Source organism: Micromonospora sp. WMMA1363 (genome assembly GCF_030345795.1).
Classification (GTDB): domain Bacteria; phylum Actinomycetota; class Actinomycetes; order Mycobacteriales; family Micromonosporaceae; genus Micromonospora.
The window spans coordinates 2,005,270-2,023,715 of the sequence record NZ_JAUALB010000001.1 but is presented as its reverse complement, the minus strand read 5'-3'; the positions used below and the strand labels follow the sequence as shown (position 1 = coordinate 2,023,715).

At 73.4% G+C, this 18,446-nt stretch carries 14 protein-coding genes and 1 tRNA gene; 7 read left to right on the top strand and 8 right to left on the bottom strand.

The window, feature by feature from the left end:
• Positions 1 to 65 precede the first annotated feature (65 nt).
• Complete coding sequence (locus QTQ03_RS09210) at positions 66 to 947, bottom strand: DUF1028 domain-containing protein (RefSeq protein WP_289277616.1); 882 nt, start codon at positions 945 to 947, stop codon at positions 66 to 68.
• A 195-nt stretch (positions 948 to 1,142) separates the two neighbouring features.
• On the opposite strand from QTQ03_RS09210, the gene QTQ03_RS09205 reads away from it, so the two are divergent.
• On the top strand, positions 1,143 to 2,117 hold the full coding sequence (locus tag QTQ03_RS09205; RefSeq protein WP_289280743.1) for an LLM class F420-dependent oxidoreductase: 975 nt from the start codon (positions 1,143 to 1,145) through the stop codon (positions 2,115 to 2,117).
• Positions 2,114 to 2,905 (top strand): SDR family oxidoreductase, encoded by a 792-nt coding sequence (locus QTQ03_RS09200; protein ID WP_289277615.1) that lies wholly within the window; start codon positions 2,114 to 2,116, stop codon positions 2,903 to 2,905. The genes QTQ03_RS09205 and QTQ03_RS09200 overlap by 4 nt, the downstream gene beginning before the upstream one ends.
• 117 nt (positions 2,906 to 3,022) lie before the next feature.
• Here the strand turns inward: QTQ03_RS09200 and QTQ03_RS09195 are convergent, their stop codons facing one another.
• From QTQ03_RS09195 to QTQ03_RS09175, 5 genes are all read right to left on the bottom strand, one after another.
• Positions 3,023 to 5,464, bottom strand: a complete 2,442-nt coding sequence (locus QTQ03_RS09195) for a transglutaminaseTgpA domain-containing protein (RefSeq protein ID WP_502889721.1) — start codon at positions 5,462 to 5,464, stop codon at positions 3,023 to 3,025.
• A complete protein-coding gene (locus QTQ03_RS09190) occupies positions 5,440 to 6,627 on the bottom strand; it encodes a DUF58 domain-containing protein (protein WP_289277613.1) in 1,188 nt (395 codons plus the stop codon). Before QTQ03_RS09190 ends, QTQ03_RS09195 begins: the two co-directional genes overlap by 25 nt.
• A gap of 17 nt (positions 6,628 to 6,644) precedes the next feature.
• Entirely contained in the window at positions 6,645 to 7,637 is a 993-nt protein-coding gene (locus tag QTQ03_RS09185) for an AAA family ATPase (protein WP_289277612.1), read from the bottom strand.
• A 27-nt stretch (positions 7,638 to 7,664) separates the two neighbouring features.
• Entirely contained in the window at positions 7,665 to 10,274 is a 2,610-nt protein-coding gene (locus QTQ03_RS09180) for a fibronectin type III domain-containing protein (protein ID WP_289277611.1), read from the bottom strand.
• 146 nt (positions 10,275 to 10,420) lie between these two features.
• A complete protein-coding gene (locus QTQ03_RS09175; RefSeq protein WP_289277610.1) occupies positions 10,421 to 12,319 on the bottom strand; it encodes a tetratricopeptide repeat protein in 1,899 nt (632 codons plus the stop codon).
• A 189-nt stretch (positions 12,320 to 12,508) separates the two neighbouring features.
• Between QTQ03_RS09175 and QTQ03_RS09170 the strand changes: the two genes are divergently transcribed.
• A tRNA-Leu gene (locus QTQ03_RS09170) sits at positions 12,509 to 12,592 on the top strand.
• A gap of 232 nt (positions 12,593 to 12,824) precedes the next feature.
• On the opposite strand, the gene QTQ03_RS09165 is transcribed toward QTQ03_RS09170, so the two are convergent.
• Complete coding sequence (locus tag QTQ03_RS09165; RefSeq protein ID WP_289277609.1) at positions 12,825 to 13,898, bottom strand: IS4 family transposase; 1,074 nt, start codon at positions 13,896 to 13,898, stop codon at positions 12,825 to 12,827.
• 4 nt (positions 13,899 to 13,902) lie between these two features.
• Positions 13,903 to 14,178, bottom strand: coding sequence for a transposase domain-containing protein (locus QTQ03_RS09160; RefSeq protein ID WP_289277608.1), 276 nt, complete (start codon positions 14,176 to 14,178; stop codon positions 13,903 to 13,905).
• A gap of 164 nt (positions 14,179 to 14,342) precedes the next feature.
• Here QTQ03_RS09160 and QTQ03_RS09155 point away from each other — a divergent pair, with 164 nt between their 5' ends.
• From QTQ03_RS09155 to QTQ03_RS09140, 4 genes are all read left to right on the top strand, one after another.
• A complete protein-coding gene (locus QTQ03_RS09155) occupies positions 14,343 to 14,714 on the top strand; it encodes an AbrB/MazE/SpoVT family DNA-binding domain-containing protein (protein ID WP_289277607.1) in 372 nt (123 codons plus the stop codon).
• A gap of 495 nt (positions 14,715 to 15,209) precedes the next feature.
• The gene (locus QTQ03_RS09150) at positions 15,210 to 16,847 is read left to right on the top strand and encodes an SDR family oxidoreductase (RefSeq protein ID WP_289277606.1); all 1,638 of its coding nucleotides are present in this window, start codon (positions 15,210 to 15,212) and stop codon (positions 16,845 to 16,847) included.
• A 1-nt stretch (position 16,848) separates the two neighbouring features.
• Positions 16,849 to 17,604, top strand: coding sequence for an SDR family oxidoreductase (locus tag QTQ03_RS09145; RefSeq protein ID WP_289277605.1), 756 nt, complete (start codon positions 16,849 to 16,851; stop codon positions 17,602 to 17,604).
• A gap of 43 nt (positions 17,605 to 17,647) precedes the next feature.
• A complete protein-coding gene (locus QTQ03_RS09140) occupies positions 17,648 to 18,421 on the top strand; it encodes an SDR family NAD(P)-dependent oxidoreductase (protein ID WP_289277604.1) in 774 nt (257 codons plus the stop codon).
• The last annotated feature ends 25 nt before the right edge of the window (positions 18,422 to 18,446 follow it).

The window sequence follows — 18,446 nt, the reverse complement described above, 5'->3', positions numbered from 1 at the left end:
CGCTCCGGCTGCCGGCGCCTGGGCGCCGCGTCCGCCGCGGACGGCCTCAGGTGGTGGGGATGGCGTCAGGTGGTGGGGATGGCGTCACTGCCGGGCCGGGGCGCCGGCACATGCGGCGTCGCCCCGCGGAGACGGTCGAGCACGATCGGGTCGATGCGGCCCGGCGCCAGCCGCTCCTCCAGGTTCTCCAAGCCCGCCCAGGAGACCAGGGCGTCCTCCGGCGCGGCCGGGTCGACCGAGTACCCGAGCGCGGTCAGCAGGGCGGCCACCTCGGCGGCGACCGCACCGGTGAGGTCGAGCAGGGTCGTCGGATCCGGCCGGCCGAACAGCAGGGTGTGTACGGCGAGCAGCCGGCCCAACTCGGCGACCGGGTCGGGGTGGTCGTCGACCCGCAGGTCGACCAGGACGTCACCGGTGCCGCCGTACCCGGCGCCGCGTTCGACCACCAACAGCCCGGCGCTCTGCCGGCCCCGCCGGTCGCCGCCGGCCTCGTCACCGGCGCGTAGCGCGGCGACGAGCCGGTCCGCGAAGGGCAGCGGCGACCCGCCGAGCCAGCCGTCGCGTACCGCGTCGATCACGTGCCGGCCGGCGAGGATGTTGCCCTGCGCGGCCCAGCCGTCCCCGGCCTGGCCACCCGCCCAGGGACGGCACCTCGGGCCGGTCCAGGTGCCACCCGCGCCGGTGCCGCCCACCACACCGAGCTGCCGGCGGTCGCGCTCGCCATCCGCGGCGACCAACCCGGCGACCACATCGGTCGCGGCCACCCCGGTGCGCAGCAGCGCGAGCCCCTGCGCACGGTAGGCCAGGTTCACGTGGGCCTGGGTGGCCAGCGCGCCGACCTCGGCCTCGGCGGCCGGGACCAGGGCTCCGGCGGCGAGGAACCGGCTGGCCACGACGACACCGTGCAGCCGACCGTCGTCGGAGCGGGCGACGAGGGAGAAGGTCACGCAGCGTAGCGTACCGCGTCACCGCACGTGCCTGGATCCGCGGAGAATCAGCCCCGTCACCTCCGTGCGCGACCGGAATCCCCGTGCCGATCGGGCTCCGTGGCACCGCCCCGATCGTGCTCCGTGGCACGGTGGCCGGTCTTGCTCCGTGGCACCGCGGCCAGGCACCATCGACCGATGACGACGCGATGGGGCATGACGGTGCCGCTGGGCGGGATCCCGCTCGCCGACCACGCCGCGGTCTACCGCACACTCGACGAGGCCGGCTTCACCGACGCCTGGTCCGCCGAGGTCAACGGAGCCGACGCGTTCACCCCGCTGGCACTCGCCGCCGCGTGGGCGCCACGGCTGCGGCTGGGCACCGCGATCACCCCGGTCTCCACACGTGGGCCGGGCCTACTGGCGATGAGCGCCGCCGCGCTCGCCGAGACCGCACCCGGCCGATTCGCCCTCGGCGTCGGCGCCTCGTCACCAGTGATCGTGCAGGACTGGAACGCCGGCGAGTTCACCGAACCGTTCCGGCGGACCCGGGACGTGCTCCGCTTCCTGCGGGCCGCCCTGGCCGGTGAGACCGTCGACGGGACGTACGACACGTTCACGGTCCGGCGGTTCACGCTGGAACGGCCACCGGCCGTCGCCCCACCGCTGTTGCTCGCCGCCCTCCGCCCCGGCATGCTGCGGCTCGCCGGTGTCGAGGCCGACGGTGTGATCCTCAACTGGCTCGCCGCTGGCGACGTCCCGCAGGCGCTCGCCGCGCTCGGCCGGCGCCGCCCCGACTTCGAGGTGGTCGCCCGGATCTTCGTGTGCCCGACCGAGGACGTCGGGCACGCCCGCGCGCTGGGCCGGCGGCTGATCACCAGCTACCTCACCGTGCCCGCGTACGCGGAGTTCCACCGTTGGTTGGGCCGGGAGGAGGCGTTCACACCGATGTGGCAGGCCTGGGCGGCTGGCGACCGGCGCGGCGCCACGGCGGCCGTGCCCGACGAGGTGGTCGATGCCCTCGTGCTGCACGGTACGCCGGAGCAGTGCCGGGCCAAGGTACTCCGGTACGCCGACGCCGGCATCGACGTGCCGGTGCTGGCGTTGCTGCCCACGCCCGAACTGTCGGCCGGGAAAGCGGCGGCGCTCGTCGACGTGCTCACCCGGCTGGGCGGGGGTGAGCCGCGGTGAACCTGACCGACCGGGTCGTGGTGGTCACCGGTGGTGCCGGCGGGATCGGCTCCGCGCTGACCCGTCGGTTCGCCACCGAGGGGGCCGCCGCCGTGGTGGTGGCAGACCTGCACGCCGACCGAGCCCGTACGGTCGCCACGGAGGTCGGCCCGGTCGCGCACCCGGTGGGCGTCGACGTCACCGACGAGGAACAGGTCCGCGCGCTGGTCGCGGACACCGAGCAGCGGTTCGGCCGCATCGACCTGTTCTGCGCCAACGCCGGGGTCGCCACCGGCGGGGGAGTGGACGCCCCCGACGCCGACTGGGACCGGGCGTGGCGGGTCAACGTGCTCTCCCACGTCTACGCGGCACGGGCGGTACTGCCGACGATGCTCGACCGCGGCGACGGGCACCTGCTCATGACCGCGTCGGCGGCGGGCGTGCTGACCGCGGTCGGCGACGCCCCGTACACGGCCACCAAACACGCGGCGGTCGGGTTCGCCGAGTGGCTCGCCATCACCTACCGGGATCGGGGCATCCGGGTCAGCGCACTCTGCCCCCAAGGAGTCGACACCCCGATGCTGGCCGACGGGCTGGCCGACGGTCACCTCGGGGCCAAGGTGGTCGCCGCGTCCGGGGCGGTGCTCACTCCCGACCAGGTCGCCGACTCGGTGGTGGCCGGCCTCGCCGAGGAGCGTTTCCTGATCCTGCCGCACCCGGAGGTCGCCACCCACGCCCGCCGTCGGGTCGAGGACCCGGACGGCTGGCAGGCCGGGCTGTGCAAACTGGTCCGCCGGCTGACCGCGTGACCACGGTGGCCGGTGCGAGACCCAGTACCCGCACCGCTGGAACCGCCGCTGGTCGAGGCCGGCCAGCGGGTCGCCCAGGGCGCCCAGGGCGACCAAGACCGGCAGCGCCGGCAGCGCTCATCCGGAGCGGCCGGCGCCGCGGAGCGGACCGGGGTGGACGGACCAGCGGAGGCGGCGCCACCAGGGGCGGGCGGCACGCAGCGCGGCGACGTACGCCTGCGCGGCGGCAACGGCGCGGGCCGACTCGGCCTCGGTGACCGTGCCGGGGGCAAAGGCGACCTGGTTGAGCAGGTCGGCGAGGTCCGTGACACCCGCCTCGGGCCGCACGGGGGCGGCGACGCGGCCCGGCTCCGGCCGGGCCTGCCCGCCGGCTACCACGCCGCGGCGATCCGCGTGTCCGGCCCCGGCGGCCGGCGACCGTTGGGTGCGGGCGGCGGCGAGGACCTCCCGGGCCCGGGCGGCGACCTCACTGGCGGCCAGGTCACCGGCGGCCGGGTGACCCGCCAGCCGCAGCGCGTCGGTCACCTCCCGCCAGGCGCCGGCAACCCGCTCGCCGGGATCGCCTCGCGCCAGGCGGCTGCGGGACAGCGAGCGGCGCCGCCACCACAGGGTCAGCAGCAGCGCGGCCACCACCAGCAGCGCTCCGCCGACGGCGAAGGCCAGCAGCACCGGAACGGGCGGAACGCCGGGGCCGACCGGCCGGCCCGGCGCGGCCGCCGGCTCCGGCGACGCCGTCGGCTCCACAGTGGGCCGGGGAGCCTCCGACGGTGGTGGCTCCGTCGGTCGCGGGCGGAAGTCCTCCTCCACCGGCCGGGGTGCGGTGTCCAGCCGGGGTAGCGGGTCGAACGGCACCCAGCCGAGCCCGTCGAAGCGCACCTCCGGCCAGGCGTACGCGTCGCCGGCCCGCACCGGGCCGCTACCCGGGGAGCGGAAGCCGACCACCACCCGGGTCGGCAGGCCGACGAGCCGGCCCAGCACCGCGAACGCTGCCGCGAACTGCTCCGACGTGCCACGTTGCCCGCCCGCGTTGCGGGGCCCGAACAGAAAGAACGCGAGGTTCGGGTACGCGTGCCCGCTCGGTGCGTCGGCGACCAAGCGGTAGTGCTCGGCGAGAAACTGCTCCACGGCGGCGGCCCGGGAATACGGCGCCGCGTTCGACTCGGCGAGCTGGGTGGCGAGCCGGCGCAGCGGGTCGGGCACTCCGTCGGCGACCCGCAGCACCCGGGCCGCCTCCGCGCCGGCCGGGACGTTCGCGGTGGCCAGCAGGTTGACGTCCGGGTGTTCGCGGGCGGAGGCAACCGCGTACCGTAGCCCCGGGGTCAGCCCTTCCGGGCGGATCAGCGTCGCGGTTTCCGGGTCGTACGCCACCCGCGCCCCGGTGACCTCGCGGGGAGTGGCGACGGCGGGCAGCAGCCGCCCGGTCAGGCCGGCGACGGTGATCTCCTGTCGTACCGTGTCCACGGTGCTGTCGGCGGCGGGGGCCGCAGCGGGCAGGATCCGCCCGGCGTTGCGGTACGTCGCCCCGACCCGCCAGGTGACGCCGTCGTAGTCGCTGAGCACCGCCAGCCGGATCCGGGCCGCGCCCGTCGCCGGCTGTGTCGTCACGTCCAGCAGCTTCTGGTCCGGATGCAACGCCCAGCCGGAGATGCGGATCAGTGGATTCTCGTCGAGGGTGTCCACCCTGGGCGGTTCCACGTACCGGCGGGGGTCCACCGGCTGGCCGCCGACCCGCGCGGCGAGCGCCGGACCGAGCAGGGCGGCCGCGACCACCACCGCCACCCCGGCCACCGACGCCCCGGCGAGCCGGCCCCGCACCGTCGCCCGGCCCGCCGGCGGCAGGCCCGCCGGCGGCAGGCCCGCCGTCGGGTCCCCGACGGTCGTCCCGGCCCGCCGAACGACCAGCCCCAGCACCGCCACGGCCGCGAACGCCAGCGTTGGCCGCACCGCCGGATCGGCGTTCGGCCCGACCACATAGAGCGCGCCCGTGTAGAGCAGCGCCGGCGGCAGGTATCCGAGCAGCACCCGCCCCGCCCGCAGCGCCACCTCCGTGCCGGCCAGGCCGGCCAGCCAGGCGGCGACCACCGGCACCAGCACGGTGTCCGGCGTCGGCTCGACCGGGATCATCGCGGTCAGCAGCCGGGGGATGCCGTTTCCGGTGGCGTCGGCGGTCACCTCGACCAGCGGCCCGGAAAGCTCGGCGCGGCTCGCGGCCAGGCGCAGCGACCACAGCGTCCACGCCGTCATGCCGAGCACCGACAACGGCGCCACCAGCCATGACGGCAGCCGGCGGCACACCAGCCCGACCAACACCGACCCGGCCGCCGCCCCCGCGACCAGCCCGGTGAGCAGCCCACCGGCGTACACCCGCCCGAGCACAACACCGGCCAACGCCACCATCGCCGCCAGCGTCACCCCCACCGATACGTCGGTGAGAAAGGAGCCCCGCTCAGCGCCACCGGTAGAGAAAGGTGCGCCGCTGGACACCTCCGGCCCCGCGGCGGCGGCCCCCCGGGTCGCGGACCGCCCGGTCGCGCTCACCATCGCCGCACCCGGTCCCACTCGGCGGCGAACGCGGCGCCGTCGGCGGCGTCGATCACCACCAGGCCGGCCGCGTGCGCCGGCTCCGCCGCCCCGAAGACCCCGACCACCACCGACGGGTACACGCCGCGCAGCGCGCCGATCCGCCCCAGCGAATCATGTCCCCCCGAGCCGGTGAGGACGACCAGCGTGTCGCCGAGGCGGTCCGCTCGAACCCGGGCCAGCGTCGCGTCGAGGGTGTCCTCGCCGAGTTGCACCGCCGCGAGCCGGTCCAGCGGAGCGGCGCCGGATCCCACCGCGCCGGATCCCACCGCGCCGGATCCCACCGCGCCGGATCCCACCGCGCCGACTGCGTCCGGTGCCACCAGCACCAGCACCACCGGCAGCTCGGCGCGGTAAGCGGCGGTCACCACCGACGCCGCCGCCTCGCACGCCGCCTCGAACGACTCGACCACCCCGCCCACCCGCTCCGGGTGGGCGGCCGCCCGATTGTCCAGCAGCACCACCAGACGGGGCAGACTGGTGTCCACGTTCTCCCGGACCATCAGCTCACCCACCCGCGCGCTGGTCCGCCAGTGCACCCGGCGCAACTCGTCGCCGACCACGTACTCCCGCAGCGAGTCGAACGTGATCGACCCGTGCGCGACAGCGTCCATCCGGCCGTCCAGGCTGCGCCCGGCCCCGGTGGGCACCGCCGTCAAGGGGTGGATCCGCGGATACACCCACACCGGTAACGCCGCGCCGTACAGGCGCGACACCGCCACCAGCCCCAACGGGTCCCCCCGAGTCACCCGCAACGGCCCCACCGGCACCACACCCCGGCGGTCGGTCGGCACGTCGTACCGAACAGTGGTGTCCCGGCCCGGCCGCAGCCGAAGCACCGGCACCGGCACTGTCGTCTCGCCGCACCGGTCCAGGGCTACCAGACTCGCCGCCCGCAGCCGCCCCGCGTTGCGCACGGTGAGCGACATCGCGGCCGTTTCCCCCCGGCCGACCCGGTCCGGCTCCGCGTGACGCGTGACCTCCAGCCGGGGTCGCCACGACGCGATGACCAGCGCGTACCCGACCGCTGACCCGGCCGCCACACCGAGCAAGACCAGCTCGGGGTACGCGAACCGGAAACCCACCGCCAGCAGGGCGACGGTGGCGACGAGCAGCCCGACACCCCGGGCGGTGAACCCCACGGCAACGCCCCCCCGGGTCAGCCCCGCACCGCGGCCGGCTGCTCCGAGGGCAGCGGCACCGGCACCGACGCGACGGCCTGCCGCAGCACCTCCGCCGCCGTCACCCCGCGCACGTGCGCGTCCGGCGTGAGCAGCAGCCGGTGCGCGAACACCGGCTCGGCGAGCGACTTCAGGTCCTCCGGCATGATCCAACCCCGCCCGTCGATCAGCGCGTACGCGCACGCCGCCCGGGTCAGCGCGATCACCCCCCGAGGACTCACCCCGACCCGCACCTGCGGATGGCGCCGGGTCGCGGCGGCCAGCCTGACCGCGTACCCGTACAGCGGCTCGGCGATGTGCACCCGGCGGGCCATCCGCACCATCTCCCCGACGGTGACGGTGTCGGTCACCGGCGTCAGCGTCTCGGGGGAGCGGACCGTCGCGCCGCGCAACACCTCCACCTCGACCGCCTCGTCCGGATAACCGACCGAGAGCTTCACCAGGAACCGGTCCAGCTGCGCCTCGGGCAGCCGGTACGTGCCGTCCATCTCCACCGGGTTCTGCGTGGCCACCACCAGGAACGGCTGCGGCACCGGATGCCGAACCCCGTCCACGGTGACCGTACGCTCCTCCATCACCTCCAGCAGCGCCGACTGGGTCTTCGGCGACGCCCGGTTGATCTCATCGGCGATGACGATGTTGGCGAACACCGGCCCCGGGTGGAACTCGAACCCCCGGTTCGCCTGGTTGAAGATTGTCACCCCGGACACATCCGAGGGCAGCAGGTCCGGCGTGAACTGGATCCGCCGCCACTGACCCCGCACGGTGGCCGCGACCGCCCGCGCCAGGGTGGTCTTACCCACCCCCGGCACGTCCTCCAGCAGCACGTGCCCCTGCGCGAACAGCGCGGTCAGAGCCAGCCGCACCACCTCCGGCTTGCCCAGCACGACCGTGTTGACGTTGTCGGCCAGCCGAGCGGCGAGCGCGGCGAAGCCCTGCACCTCCGGCTGGGTGAGCGGCTCGGGATTCACGGGCGGTGCTCCTTGCCTGGCGTCAGGTCAGCAGGTGGGCAGGACGCCGATGTCGTCGCCGCCATCGAGGTTCAACCAGGCCCACGGGATGAAGTTGCGTCCCCGGTAGTCGACCTGCACCCACCAGGCGCTGCGTTTGTGGCCGTTGTAGATGTACGCGTACACCTCCTGCCCCTGCTTCTTACAGAAGGCCTTGAGCCGGGCACCGGGCCGCGCCCATCCCGCCTGGAGGTCGTCGTCCTGCCGCGGCACCTTGAAGATCTCGTTGCCGTTGCGCCCGTCAACGTCGGCGTCGCAGTACCTGCCCTCCGCGCCGGAATCACCGTTGTTACAGGTCGCCGTCCCGTACAGCGCGGCGGTCGCCTGGACCCGGTTGGCAGTACCCCGCCCGGCCGCGTTGCTCGCCGTCACCGTGAACGTGTACGCCGTGCCCGGCGTCAACCCGGCCATGGTGATCCGCGAGCACGGGCCGGCCTGCGCCGGCGCGCCGCTCGTGCTGAGCGTGCAACTCGCCTGACCACCGCCGGCATCCACAGTGAACGTCACCGTCGTCGACGTCGCAGTCGCCGACGAGCCGGTCACGGTCACCCGCGGCTCGGCCACCGTCCGCACGGTCGTGCTGGCCTCCGGGCCAGTCCCGGCCTCGTTGACCGCCTCCACCGTCACCGTGACGTCCTGCCCGTTGCCCAGGCCGCTGACCGTCGTCCCGGTGTCGGTCACCTCGCTGCCCCGGCCAGCGACGTCGACCAGGTATCCCGTCACCGGCCGCCCGTTCGGCTCGGCCGGGGCCCAGCGCACCGCCACCGTCCCGGGTCGATCCGCCACCGCCGTCGCGCGCAGATCTCCCGGCCGCCCCGGGGCCGCGTACGGCACGACGGTGTCGCTCACCGGAGAGGCCGCCGACCCGGCACCCTTGTCGTTGACCGCGACGACCGTGAACGCGTACTGCGTGCCGTATTCCAGCTCACCGGCCGGCACCACCAGCTCGGTCTTCGTCGACTGCCCGGCCGGGGCGTTGGTGCCTGCCGAGGTGGCGGTCACCGCGTACCGGGCGATCGTGTTGCCCTGCCCGTTCGCCGCCGGCCACCGCACCACCACCGTGCCGTCCGACCGGGCCTCCGCCGTGACACTCATCGGCGGGTCCGGCACCGCCGCGGTCGGCGTCACCGGGTTGCTCGTACGCGCCGGACCGTCGCCCCTGGCGTTCACCGCGCGAACCGAAAACCGGTACGTCTCACCGTTGGTCAGGTTCTCGATCTCCACTGCCCGCTGGTTGGCGCCCACCTCGACGCGTTGGCCGCCACCAGACACCACGTACTTGCTGATCTCGGCGCCGTTGGCGGCGGCGGCCTGCCAGGTCACCCGGGCCTCGGCGTTGCCGGCAGCAGCGGTGACCGCCCGCGGAGGCCCAGGCTTGCCCACCGTCGGCTTCTTCGGCGCAGGCGGCTGCGGGGGAGCGGGCGGGGGGTCCCCGCCGAGCACGTCGTTGGCGTACTTGTCGACCTCCTGCACCTGGTGCCGGTCGTCCACCACCCGCGCGTTCGCCGAGTCGGGCGCGTTGATGAACAGATGGTTCTCCCGCACCTCCAACTCCAGCGGCCCCGTCGGCCGGCCCGGCACCGTGTCGACCAGTTGGCCAGCCGTGTCGAACGCGTACACCGTGCCGGTGGCCTCGTCGGCGCAGTAGACACGACCGGCCCAGGACACGGCCGGGCCGAGATCGGCCCCACTGCCCGGAACGGTGAAGCTGCGCACCACGCCGTCGGTGACCACGTGTACCCGCCGCTCGGCCGGCACCGTCACCGGCACCGCCGGCCCGCCGCTGCGGGTCGGCAACGCCGCCGGAGCGGACGTCGCCAACGGCGTCCGCGTCACGTCGCCCCGGCGCACCATGACCAGCAGCCCCGCTGTTCGGTCGAACACCGCCACCCCGTCGTCCAAGGCGGACACGACCAGCTCGTGGCTCGGCTCGACCACCTCGTACGTCTCGACCCGCTTCGGGCTCAGACCGGCATCGGCGGGCGCTGCGGAGGCTGGGGAAGACGGCAGTGTCGCGGCGGTGATCGCCGACACGGTACCCTCGCTCGGCACCGCGATCCACAGCCGACCCTCGCCGTCGAACACCCCACCGGTGATGCCCGGTGGGTAGCGGACCGGCTCACCGACCGGTGCCAACGACCGCGGGTCGAGCTGCCGGACGACGCCCTGCACCGCGTCCACGACGAACGCCGCCTCCTCGTGCAGCGCGACATTCACCCCGAGGCCTGGGGTGGTGGGCGAGGTGGCGGTGATCTGCAGGGTGGCCAGGTCCAGCGAACTGACCTGGCCGGTCGTCCGGTCCCGAAGGATCAGCAGCCGGTCGGTCTGGGTGACCTGCGTCGGGTGTCGGCGCGCACCCGGCACCTCCACCCGGGTGTCCACCCGGGCGGTCACCCCGTTTACCCGGGCCAGCTCACCGCGGGCGGTGCTCCACAACCAGGAACTCGCGTCATAGCTGGCCACCGCGTTGTCCGCGGCGCCGACACCGAGCATGGTCAGCCCCAGCGCGGCCAGCAGCGCCGCCACCGTGGCGACGGTGACGAGCCCGCCCCGAACCCGGCGGCGCGGGGCGTTCACGGCATCGTCTACGGTGGCCACAACCGGCTGCCTCCCGTGTCGTTCGAGCAGGTGGCGCGCCGGACACGGCGATCCTCCCCTGAAGCCGGGTGTCATCATATGGCCCGGCTCCAGCCAGCGGAACCCGCATCGTCGCCCGATGAACACACGGTGTGTGCGACGCCGGGTCAGTCCGCCCGATCGGTGCAGACCTGCCCGGACGTGGCGAACGTGTCCGTCGAGTACACCGCGAGCACGGTGAAGCAGTAGTCCACCCGGGAACTCAGCCCGTTGACCGTGTACCTGGTTCGCCCCGGATCCACCCTGGCCAGTACCCCCAGCCCCTGCCCGACCCGGCCGGCGGCCACCATGAACGGCACTGCGCCACCCGACGGATCGGTCCAGGTCAGGGTGATCGTGGCGGAGTCGTCTCGCAGCGTCACGTCTGTCGGCGGCGCGGGGGACACCGCGCTCGGGCTCGGCGCGGCCGCTGCCGGCGATGCGACGGGCACCGGCGCAGCGTCGTCCCCGCCGAGCACCACGGTGCCGGCCGCGGCCGCCGCGCCCGCCGCCGCGGCCGCCGCCACCGCGATCACCACCGCGCGCCGTCGGCCGCGCCCACCCGGCTCCGTCCCGGGATACGTGGCCCCCCAGCCCTCCGGCGTGTCGACCTGCGATGCTTCGCCGGCCCGGTAGGTGACCGGGCCGCCGGCCGGCGGGTCGACGTGCGACGCGCCGTTGGTCGGGTAACTGGGCGCAACGTCGTCCGGCGCGACGGTGGGCTGGTCCGTCGGACACGACGGGCCACCGGGGAACGCGGTGGCGACGTCGCGCCGCTCGACGGGCGCGGATGCTCCGCCGTCCCCCCGCGCGGCGGTCATACCCCACGGCGGAACTGGCGCGGGGGTGACCGGTGGTGGCCCGGGTGGCCCGGGTGGGCCACCGGCCGGCGGTGCGTTGGCGGGAGACGCTGGCGACGGAGGACCCGCCGGGTGGGCTGGCGCCGGGCCGAAGGTCAGGTCGTCCACGCCCGCGGCGCCACCTCCGGTCGGGGGCACCTGCGCGCCGGCGTGAACGTCCGCCTCGGACACGGCCCCGGGGTTCGTGATCCCCTCACCGAGTAGGGGCCCGGGCCGCAGGACCGTCGGTGTGCGCCAGCGCCCGTCCGTAGCGCCGGGAGCTACCGCCGCGTCGGGTTGGTCAGCGGACGGTTGGTCGGCTGTCCCGTTGGGTGCAGCCAGCGGCCCGGAGACCGGGAGCACTACACCGTCCCGGTCGCGTTCGACACCGTCCCGGTCGCGTTCGACACCGTCGCGGTCGCGTTCGACATCGTGGGAAACCGGTCCGCCGGCCGGCGGACGGGCGACGGCCGCCGCACCGTCGTGCGGTCGCCGGGCGGTGGTGAGGGCCGCCAACGAGACCGTCGGCCCGGTGAGCGCGGCGAATTCCATCGGCTGACCGGGCCGCCCCGTGCCGTCAGCGATCGGCAACCCCCCAGGAGCGGCCGCACGGCTGGGTGGGCGCGGCGGCGCGGTACGTGTCCCGGCTGCGGGTGACTCAGCGGAGCCAACCAACGGCGGGAAGCTGGGGCGCTGGTCAGCGCCGCCGACTCCCACGCCTCCCGGCGTACCGTGCGCGGTGTCGACCGGGCCCGGTACGGCGGGCTCGCCGAGGTACTCGCGCGCCGTGCGTACCGCCGGGTGATCGGGGCCGAGCACGGCGGACCCGGCGCTGACCACGCGGCGGAAGTTGCGGCGGGCCTCATGCCGGTTACCGAGCTCATCCGCGACACTGGCCAGCTCGAAGGAGAGCGCCAGCATCAGCGGGTCGGCATGCGGCCAGCGGCGCTCGCCGGCCGCGAACGCCTCTTCCAGGACTCGGCGGGCGGCGGTCGGGTCGTCGGCCTCCCGGTGCAACCGGGCCAGCAGGTGCGCTGTGCTCAACACGTCCGGATGGTCTGGACGGTACGGCGGAGCGACGGACCCGACCGCGTCGCCGAGCAGCCGGCGTGCGGAAGTCAGGTCGCCCGCGTTCCGCAGCGCCAACGCCCGGTGCTGGACGGCGGCCAGGGGCGATGGATGCGACACGTCGTCATGCTGCCGGCACGATGTGCTCTACCGCTACCCGGACCGACCCTCTCGTCCGGTTTGCCCACCCAACCCGGAGCCGACGTGCATGATCCACCTGGGCGGTGTACAGTAACTCCCCGTGCGGCCCGCCGGGCGGCCGACGGGTGACGAAATCATCTCGGTCGGCATGGTGGGCTGGATACCCAGGTCCGGGTGGCGGAATGGCAGACGCGCTAGCTTGAGGTGCTAGTGCCCGTATAGGGCGTGGGGGTTCAAGTCCCCCCTCGGACACAGTTTTGCGGCACCTGTGCCGTACCTGACGTACCGGTGGTCAAGCGCCGTTGACCACGCGAATCTGATCTTCCCGATCACCTTCACCGGCCTCGCGCCGGCCGACGGTGGTGGTCGATGTGACTGAGCCCTCGGTGGCTTCCGTCGTCCCTCCGGTCCTGCTTCCGGACCAGGGGCGCTCTACGCGGACTAGCTCCAACGCCGTTGCAGTATTAGGGCGGTGGCTGGTTCGTCAAGGGTCGTTGGTGATGACGTTGATGCTGGTGGTGGCTTTGTAGGTGCGGCGGTCGACGTTGGGTCCTCGGGCTTGGTACTTGGAGTTCGAGCGTTTGATCATGCGGGCCTTGGTCCGGATGCGGCGCTCGGGCAGCAGGTTGGCTAGGACGCGTTCGCCGATGGCGCCGACGAGGTCGATGACGGTGTCGGCGATGACACCGGCGGCCTGGGTGATCTGGTCGCGGGCGGTGTGCAGGGCGGTGGTGAAGCTGGCCCGGTCTGGGTCGAGGCCGGGCCTGCTGTCGGTGGCGTCGACCATGGCGGTGCGCAGCACCTGGTAGACGATCAGCAGGGCGTGGATCTCTTGGTCGATGCCCTCGGGGGTACGGGCGCGCAGCACCCGGCCGCCGAGGATGGTGGACTTGAGTTCCAGGTAGGCGGTCTCGATCTCCCACCGCTGGTGGTAGAGGCCGACGAGGTCGGCGGCGGGGTAGCGACGTGGGTCGAGCAGGGTGGTGATGAGTCGGTAGTCGCCGGTGTGGCTGCCGGTCGTGGTGGTGATGCTGATCCGGGCCTCGATGACTCTTACCGGCTGGCCGCCGATGACCGACAGCCAGGATCCGTCTCGACAGCGGCGGGTCATCGGGAGTTTCCGGTTGGTCTTGCAGCGGATCAGCAGGTCCGCTCCGGTGGCGGTGAACGCGGTGATCAGGTCGGCGGCGGCGTAGTTGCGGTCGGCCAGCAGCAACATTCCGGCGCGCAGGCTGCGGGTCAGCCGGTGGGCTTGGGTGGTCTCGCCGGTGGTGCTCGGGTCGAACACGGCGTCGATGACCGAGCGGGTGCCGCACGTCAACAGGGCGCTCAGCCGCAGTGTGGGGTAGCCGGAGCCGCCGTTGTTGCACCGGTGTTTGACGTAGCGACGCAGGTTCGCCGGCGAGTCCGCGACGGCGATCATGGTGCCGTCGATGACGACCGGTAGCAGTCCCCGCCACCGCACCGCGGCGACAGCGCTGGTGGCCGCGGGGCCGCGTAGCAGGTCGAACAAGGCCCGCAGCGGTGCCGGGCCGAGTCGTTGCCGGGCCTGTCGCAACGCACTACCGCTCGGCGGCGACCGGTAGCCCGCGCAGACCGGCGACGAGTTTCGCCCACACCTTCCGGTAACCGCAATCGGCGAACAGGCAGCCGGCCAGCAGCAGATACACCACCACCCGGGCCGGCAACAGGCGGACACGTCGCTGCGTACGACCGGTCACCGCCAGTACGTCATCGATCATCTCGAACGGCACGAGGCGGGTCAGCTCACCGAGGTGACCGGCTGCGAACGGTCCGGCAGCTACCGTGACCGTCCGGGTTATGGCAATCTGATCCACCGAGCGGGGTTCCTGGTTCGGGTTGTCTTGGAGTGACAAACCTTGATACCGGAACCCCGCTTCTCATTCCCTGATCAACACACCCCTTGACCAACCACGCCCACACCTAACTGAACGACGTTGGGACTAGCTCTGGTGGCCGGCTGCGTCGGGCACCGTTACCGATGCCTGCATTCGCGCGGCAGCGCACCGAGGCGAGGATGTATCGCCTGGCTTCGGTCGACAGCAGTGGCCGGCTCCGTGATCGGTCGATCATCGGAGCAATGGGCTGGGAGCCCGGTGCCAGCCTGGACATCCGTCAAGGTGGTGGCGTCATCGCCGTGCGCCGCGACCCTCAGAGAGTCTTCACTGTCACCGGCCAAGGGCACCTGTTGCTGCCGTCCGCGGTACGGCACTGGTGCGGCCTCTCGGCGGGAGACCGTGTCCTGCTGACCGCAGACCCCGCCGCGAACCTGCTCGTGGTGTACCCGCCGATGGCCTTGGACGAGATGATCGCCCAGGCCGAGCGGGCAGTGCTGGGTGGTGATCCGACATGAGCGCGAGCACGGCGAGCAAAGCGGAACTGGAGGCTGCCCGACTGCTGCTGTCGCGGATGGGCATCTCCTCAGCGGACCTGCAAGCAGCGGCGTCGGACCGTCCGCCGGCACCGACGTTCGCCGAGTACGTGCCGGTCGTGGCGGCTGCCGTCACCGCGGGCACACGGCGGGCGTACGGGTCGTACTGGAAGCGCGTGGTCGAGCAGTGGGGCGCGCGGCGCATTAACGAGCCGACGCCGTCGGAGATCGAGCGGTTTGCGGAGTACGTCAAGACGCATGTGGTGGCCCGGCGTAACGCTCGGGGTGGGCGCAGTGCGGCGGAGCATCTGATCGCGTCGTTGCGCTGCCTGTACCGGCGTGCGGTCGCCGACGGGCTTCTGTCGGAGGCGGACAACCCTGCGTTGAAGGTGGCGAAGCCGCGGCGGTTGCCGAGCACCCGGCGGGCGTTGGCAGACACTCGCCTCGCGGAGATCAGCGAGGTCGCGGCGAGCACGGGTGACGATCCGGCGTTGGACAGTCTGCTGCTGCGGCTGCACACCGAGACTGCTTGCCGTCGGGGTGGGGCGTTGGCTGTCAACGGTCTTTCTGATCTCCTTGGCCCTGGACGAGGTGCCCCGGCTGGGCGTCGCCTACGGCCTGCACACGCAGCCACGCCGATCGGAGATCTGCTTCAACTTCCTCGGCTCGTTCCCGCTGCCGCACGGCGACGACCTGATGTTGTCCGTGTCGCGGCGCCGGATCGGGCCGGCACGGGGCCCGAACAACGACCGTGGCCACGGCCTGAAGCTCACCGCGCGGATCCGCGACGGCCACCTGATCGCCGATCTCTCCTTCGCCGGGCGGTGGTACGAACGCGGCGACATGCTGGAGGTCTGCCGTGCCACCCGGCGCTATGCCCTGGAGGCCGCCGACGTCGCGCCCAGCGCCGACCAGATCCTGGTGGAGCGGGAGTGCAGCACCGGCTTGCTGCTCCAGGTGCCGCCCGCGTTGCTCGACCGGCCGGCGACCCCCGCGGTCCGGCACTACCACACGGTCCTGCTCACGGGCGCCACCGGCTTCATCGGCAGCCACCTGTTGCATCTGCTGCTCACCCGGACCGACGCCCGGGTGCTGTGCGTCGTCCGGGACGGCCCGGACCGCCCGGCCGCCGACCGGCTCCGCGAGGCGTACGGCTGGCACGTGCCGGCGGAGCGGCTCGATCGGTACGGCGACCGGGTCGTCGTGCTGGCCGGGGACCTCGCGGAGCCCGGGTTCGCGCTCGACGCGGACGTGCACGACCTGCTCCGCCGCGACGTCGAGGCGATCTACCACGTGGCCGGTGACACGCGGCTTTTCGGTGACCACGCGTCGTTCCGGCGGCACAACGTCGACCCGGTGCGGGTCCTGATCGCGCTCGCCGGCACCGGACATCCCAAGGACCTCCACCACGTCTCCACGCTGGCCGTGTGCGGCAGCGGGCCGGCCGGCGGGCCGGTGCTGTTCTCGGAGGACAGCCTCAACGTCGGCCAGGACTTCCTCAACGAGTACGAGCGCAGCAAGTACGAGGCCGAGCGCCTCGTACACGAGTTCGTTGCCGAGGGCGGGGCCGGGTTCATCTACCGCTCCGGCAACGTGACCGGGCATTCCGTCTCGGGCCGCTTCCAACGTAACGGCGGAGACAACCGTCTCGTGCAGCTGCTCCGTGGCTGCGTCCGCCTCGGCAGGGTGCCTGACATCGGCACCGAGACCGTGGCGCTAAGCCCGGTGGACATCGTGGCCGAGGGCATTCTGGAGGTCTCCCGCAGCGCCCGGCTCGGCGGCGGCACCTTCCACATCGACACCGACCACCGGATCTCCTACGAGGAGATCTTCGTCGCCCTGCGCGAGCTGTGCTGCCCGTTGGAACGGGACGCCGCGCCGAGCTTCGCGGCTCTGTTCGGTCGCTACCTGGGCGAGGGCGACGAGGCGGTCGCGCTCGCGCACTTCTGGGCGTCGCGTCCGGAGCGTAACGTCCGCTACGACCACAGCCGCACCCGGCGCACGCTGTCCGGGCTCGGCGTGGAGTTCCCCGCGTCGGACCGTGCCTGGCTGCGCGGCTACCTCACGGGCCTGATCCGTGCGGGCGAGTTTTCCGCCCCCGAAGCGGGGAGCTGATATGACGCAGGCCCGCGTCGCCGTCGTCACCGGATCGTCCTCGGGCATCGGCCGGGCGATCACCGAGTTCTTCGTCCGGCAGGGCACCCGCGTGGTGGCCGCCGGCCGGGACCGCGAGCGGCTCGACCGCCTCGCCGAGGAGCTGGTGGGGCAGCCCGGCGCGGTGGCGCCGGTCCAGGGCGACGTCACCAGCCCGGGGCACACCGGCGAGGTGCTGGCCGCCGCGGAGCGCGAGTGGGGGCCGGCGAGCATCTTCGTAGCCTGCGCCCGGGGCCTACCGGGCACGGTGCTGACCTCCGACGAGAGCCGGTGGCGCGAGCTGATCGAGGCCAACTACCTCGCCATGCTGCACCAGTTGCGTGCGTGCGGGGCGGACTTCAAGAAGCGGGCCGAGAACGACGGCGGGGAGCAGGTCCGGGACATCGTCGTGATCGGATCGACGGTCGGCCGGCAGGTGTCGGCGGCCAACCCTGTCTACGGTTCGACCAAGTTCGCCGTGCACTCCCTGGTCGAGGCGCTGCGACAGGAGCTGTGCACGCACAACGTCCGCGTCACGCTCGTCGAGCCCGGCTTCGTACGCTCCGGGTTCCAGGAGGCGGCCGGCTACGACATGGCCTGGTTCGAGTGGGTCGCGGAGGAGAGCGGACCGCTGCTGACACCGGAGGCCGTCGCCGAGGCCGTCGGGTTCGTCGTCGACCGACCGCGACACGTGCATCTGGACGACATCCGGCTGCGCCCCACCCGCCAGCGGGCCTGAGGACAATCATCGGGCACGCCGCAACTATGCGAAGGAGGGCATCGTGGACGCCTACCTGGATGGTCTGTTCTCCCTGAAGGGCCGTCGGGCAGTCGTCACCGGCGGCAGTTCCGGCATCGGGCGGTCCATCGCCATGGCGCTCTGCCGCGCCGGGGCGGAGGTGACCGTGGTGGCCCGGCGACCGGACGCGCTGCGGGAGACGGCAGAGGCACTGCGCGCCGAGGGCGCCGCCGGGGCGTGGTACAGCGCTGACGTCGGCGACCGCACGGAGCTGCACCGGGTCTGCGACGAGCTGACCGCGCGGCACGGCGACCCCGACATCCTCGTCAACTCCGCGGGGATCAACCTTCGCCCGCCGCTGGACGAACTGACCGAGGCGGACTGGGACCGGACCATGCGGACCAACCTCGACGCGCCCTTCGTCCTCGGCCAGCGGTTCGGCTCGACGATGGCGGCCAACGGCTGGGGCCGGATCATCAATGTCGCCTCCCAGCAGGCGATCCGGGCCTTCGGCAACAGCGGTGCCTACGGGGTCTCGAAGGCGGGCCTGGCGGCGCTGACCCGTTCCCAGGCGGAGGCGTGGTCCGCTCGGGGCGTCTGCGTGAACGCCATCGTGCCCGGGTTCGTGCATACCCCGCTGAACGAGGCCGTGTTCCGCGATCCGGTGCGGGTCGAGGCGATGGCCCGCCGCACGATGATCGGGCGGATCAGCGAACTCGCGGACTTCACCGGGGTCGCGGTGTTCCTCGCCAGCGACGCCGCCGCGTACGTTACCGGTCAGACGATCTTCGTGGACGGCGGCTTCTCGTCGACCTGACCGGCTGGCGGACCGTCGTTCCCAT